The 4,079-nt window shown below is 45.9% G+C and carries 3 protein-coding genes; all 3 read left to right on the top strand.

The annotated features are described in order from the left end of the window. Nucleotides 1–561 precede the first annotated feature (561 nt). The 3 genes from Q0386_RS08690 (at nt 562) to Q0386_RS08680 (ending at nt 3,953) form a co-directional block, all read left to right on the top strand. Nucleotides 562–1,767 carry a multidrug effflux MFS transporter gene (locus tag Q0386_RS08690; RefSeq protein ID WP_299029866.1) on the top strand — a complete coding sequence of 402 codons (1,206 nt, stop codon included), beginning with the start codon at nt 562–564 and terminating at the stop codon, nt 1,765–1,767. 125 nt (nt 1,768–1,892) lie between these two features. Further along, the gene (locus Q0386_RS08685) at nt 1,893–2,249 is read left to right on the top strand and encodes a diacylglycerol kinase (RefSeq protein ID WP_299029863.1); all 357 of its coding nucleotides are present in this window, start codon (nt 1,893–1,895) and stop codon (nt 2,247–2,249) included. Between the two features lie 168 nt (nt 2,250–2,417). Continuing rightward, nucleotides 2,418–3,953 (top strand): phosphoethanolamine transferase, encoded by a 1,536-nt coding sequence (locus tag Q0386_RS08680; protein WP_299029860.1) that lies wholly within the window; start codon nt 2,418–2,420, stop codon nt 3,951–3,953. Nucleotides 3,954–4,079: the final 126 nt, after the last annotated feature.

Here is a 4,079-nt window from a genome sequence, read left to right as displayed (position 1 = left end):
CGAGCCAAAAAAGCCGTGAAACATACCCTATTCTTAAGAAAATTTAGCCGTTTAAGCGTTTGAAACTTAAAAACGGCAAATGCTTAAATCACGAAGTGCCTATTTTAGGGCATATCTGCGTTTTTGTATTGAAAAGTAAAGTTTTCATTACCATTTTTTCGAGCCTTAAAAACTGAATTACCCAAAAATATTTTAAAAATATTTTTAGCATTTTTACTAAAGAAATAGCGTAATACCAGGTCTTTTAAAGACATCGTCAAGTCGCCTATAACCACCATCCCATATTTTTGTAATCTAAAGCACTTCAATAAAACTCAAACCCAATTAACTCCATTATTTTTTTCTTGATACTTTACAATAAATTTCGGATTTCTCAAACCGCTGCTAGTGCGTTAAATTTAGCCAAGTTTACTAGAGCGGGCTTAAATTTGATCTCCAAATTTGATCCTAGGTTTTTAGATAGATCAAATTTAATTTGGCGCCAATTTCCACCCAAACCAACTTCAAAATTTAAGCTTATTTTTTATACAATTGATCCCAAATCCAAAAGCGGAATTTAAGATGAAATTTATCCCCAAAACCATACCTTTTGCTGAATTTATCGCACTCATGGCGCTTCTTACCTCGCTTGGAGCGATGAGCACCGACGCGATGCTACCAGCACTCATGCAGATCGGCCTGGATCTTGGTGTAACCCAGATAAATCAAACCCAGCTCGTCATCTCCTCGATGTTTGCGGGCTTTGCCGTCGGACAGATATTTTACGGGCCGCTTAGCGACTTTATCGGGCGACGAAATGCCGTGCTGCTAGCGCTTGCGATATTTACGGCGAGCTCCTTTATTTCGGTCGTCACGAGTGATTTTACCGCGCTTCTAGCTAGCAGATTTTTGCAGGGGCTAGGCGCTGCGGGCCCTAGGATCATCGCGATGGCGCTCATACGCGATCTTTATAAGGGGCGCGCGATGGCCCGCGTGATGAGCTTTATCGCAGCCGTTTTTATCATTGTGCCAGCACTTGCCCCGATCATCGGCGGCTTTATCTTTAAAATTTATAATTGGCGCAGCATATTTTTAATGCTTACTTTTATGGGACTTGCGTGCCTATCGTGGTTTGGACTGCGTCAGAGCGAGACTTTGCCTGTGCAAAATCGCAATAAATTTAGCCTAAATTTGATAAAACGCGAGGCCGCGCAGGTTGTGCAAAACAGGCGCACCGCAGGCTACACCATCGTTTTGGGGCTGATTTTTGGGATGTTTTTGAGCTATATCAGCACCGCACAGCAGATTTTTGAGGTAAGTTACAAGCTAGGTGACGAGTTTCCTATATATTTTGCTATAAACGCTCTGGCCCTTGGCGTCGCGTCGATGATAAACGCAAAGCTCGTGATGATCTACGGCATGCGCTACCTTAGCCTGCGAGCGATGGGGGCGTTTTGCGTCATAGCGGTCGCGTTTTTGCCAGTCGTCCTCGCGTATGACGGAGTGCCGCCGCTGTGGGCTTTTATGGCGTTTTGTATGAGCAGCTTTTTTTGCGTGAGCATACTTTTTGGTAACCTAAACGCGATGGCGATGGAGCCCATGGGCAAGATCGCAGGCATGGCGGCTGCGCTGATCGGCTCGGTTTCGACCTTTGTTTCGCTTCCTATCGGAGTCGCGATCGGACAGATGTTTCGGGGTACGCTAACGCCTATGGTCGCGAGCTTTGCGCTTATCGGAGTGACGGCTTTTTGGTTACTTTATAAAACCTCAAAAATTTCGGACGAATAAATTATGTAAGCCAAATTTTTCAAATTTGAGCGGTAAATTTGGCTACGCTTAAATAACCGCGCCGTCCGCAAAAGCGCCTTATAAAGCAAATTTACGCTATCATTGCGCAAATTTAAAGGCAAAATATGAAACCAAAATACAACTTTTTCAAAAACTCCAAATTTGCGTTCGAGGGGCTTGCCGCGATGCTAAAAAACGAGGCGGCGTTTCGCACTGAGCTTTGCGTCATCGTCCCGCTCGCGGTAGTTTCGCTATTTTTACCCGTTTCTGCCGCACAGCATGCGCTACTGATCGCCGTTTTCGGACTCGTTTTGATCTGCGAGTGCCTAAATACCGCGATAGAAGCGGTAGTAGATCTCGTTTCGCCGGACTTTCATCCGTTAGCCAAAATCGCCAAAGACTGCGCCTCTGCCGCCGTTTGCATCTCTATCGGCACAGCTGCGATAACTTGGGCTTGGACGCTGTTTGCGCTGGCATTTTAACGAGTAAAATTTGACCAAAGTGACTACCAAATTTGCACCAAAATCTAAATTTAAAAGTTCAAATTTATATCTAACGTCAAATTTGAGCTCAAATTTTACCGCTAAAGACTAAAGCTTTAAGCTTTTTTTGGATAAAGTTTCACTCTTATTATCAATATTAGGAAAGCTATGAAGCTACGTATTTCTTGGTTTAAATTTACGCTTTTAAACGCCATTTTTATCGCCGCGCTAAATTTCGCATTATTTAAATTCGCCTACTCAAAGCTTAGTTTTGACGCGGACGCGCCTATGGCCGTGAGCCTGCCCATTATCTATTTTTCGCTGCTTTGCGCGCTCTTTTCGCTCGTTTTTTTGCCCTATCTTGCTAAGCCCGTTAGTATCGCTGCGATTGCCATTACGTGCGGAAGCAGCTACTTCATGCAAAGCTACGGCATCATAATCGATAGCGAAATGATAAGAAACGTCGCACAAACGGACGCTGGCGAGGTGTTAAGCTTTTTAAATCCAAAACTCGTTTGCTACATGCTATTTTTGGGCGTTTTGCCCTGCCTTTTGGTCGCGTTTACGAGGATCGAGTACGGCGGCGCGAGGCGACATCTAAAGGTCAAATTTGTGGCATTTTTCGGCTTTTTAGCGCTCGCGGCAGCTCTATTTTTACCGCAAACCAAATCCATAATCCCGTTTTTTCGCGAAAACAGCTTCATTAGAGCCTACAACCTGCCGTTTTATCCGATTTACGCGGCGCAAAAATACGTAAAACTCGAGTTTTTCAAGCCCGAATTTAAACAAATCGGCACGGACGCGACGATGAGGCCAAGCCGCGAGCGACGGCTGATGGTGCTGATCGTCGGTGAAACGGCCCGCGCGAAAAACTATTCGCTCGGCGGATACGCCAAAAACGATACGAATTTTTATACGAAAAATGAGCCAAATTTGGTCTATTTCGGTGACGTTCGCTCCTGCGGAACGGCTACGGCGGTCTCGCTACCGTGCTTGTTTTCAAAATCCACGAGAAAAGAATACAGCAGCAAAGAATTTAGCGAAAACGCGCTTGATATCCTAAAACGCGTAGGCGTCAAGGTCGTGTGGCTAGGCAACAACTCGGGCAAGTGCAAGGGCGTTTGTGACCGTTTGGACGCAGGCGACGTCGAGTATTTTGACGCGGGATACGATACGAATATGCTGCCCTCCCTCAAAAAACACCTCGAAAATCTCGCGCAAAACGAGATCATCGTCCTGCATCTGCAAGGCTCGCACGGACCGGCCTACTACGCGCGTTATCCGAGTGAATTTCGTAAATTTACCCCGACTTGCGACACGAGCGAGCTTAGCTCCTGCGATAGCGAAAGCATCGTAAATACCTACGACAACACGCTGCTTTTTACCGATTTTTTTGTTGACGAGGTGATAAAGGCGGTCAAGGACGCGGGCGGCGATAAGAGCGCGGTTTGGTACTTCTCTGATCACGGCGAGAGCCTGGGCGAAAACGGCATCTACCTGCACGGCATGCCCTACGCCATCGCACCCGAGACGCAAAAGCACATACCTATGATGGCGTATGCAAGCGACGAAGCGACACTATCTCGCCTGCGCGCACAAAAAGACGACGCCGTCTCGCACGATAATGTTTTTAGTTCGCTGCTGGGGTTTTTTGGGGTGGAAACAAAAGAATATGACAAAAAACTTGATATATTCGGCGAGTAAATTTTGCTTTTTGGCGGCTCGTCTCTTGCGCGCCTTTAAATGAGCTAGAAATTTCCTCCCTCGATGAACTGCATGTTCTATCTTCGGTCGAAAATTTCGTCGCAACATTTAAATTCATCGCAAGAT

Origin of the sequence: uncultured Campylobacter sp., assembly GCF_938045625.1 — a bacterium.
GTDB lineage: Bacteria > Campylobacterota > Campylobacteria > Campylobacterales > Campylobacteraceae > Campylobacter_A.
This window is presented reverse-complemented; position numbering and strand designations above follow the sequence as displayed.

Bases quoted from the DNA above. Each gene is read 5' to 3' on its own strand.
- Q0386_RS08690 (WP_299029866.1), top strand. From the start codon at position 562: ATGAAATTTATCCCCAAAACCATACCTTTTGCTGAATTTATCGCACTC.
- Q0386_RS08685 (WP_299029863.1), top strand. From the start codon at position 1,893: ATGAAACCAAAATACAACTTTTTCAAAAACTCCAAATTTGCGTTCGAG.
- Q0386_RS08680 (WP_299029860.1), top strand. From the start codon at position 2,418: ATGAAGCTACGTATTTCTTGGTTTAAATTTACGCTTTTAAACGCCATT.